At 45.8% G+C, this 238-nt stretch carries 1 pseudogene; it reads left to right on the forward strand.

What is annotated here, in order from left to right:
• Positions 1-238: pseudogene (locus SB771_RS36815) on the forward strand (DNA polymerase); the annotation flags it as partial.

Here is a 238-nt window from a genome sequence, read left to right on the forward strand (position 1 = left end):
GGAATCTGTTACCGCGTGGGGTCGTGAATACATCGAATTCGTTTGGAAAGAACTGGAAGAAAAATTCGGTTTCAAAGTTCTGTACATCGACACCGACGGTCTGTACGCGACCATCCCGGGTGGTAAATCTGAAGAAATCAAAAAAAAAGCGCTGGAATTCGTTGACTACATCAACGCGAAACTGCCGGGTCTGCTGGAACTGGAATACGAAGGTTTCTACAAACGTGGTTTCTTCGTT

Origin of the sequence: Burkholderia sp. SIMBA_051, from assembly GCF_046534915.1 — a bacterium.
GTDB classification, from domain to species: Bacteria; Pseudomonadota; Gammaproteobacteria; order Burkholderiales; family Burkholderiaceae; genus Burkholderia; species Burkholderia ambifaria.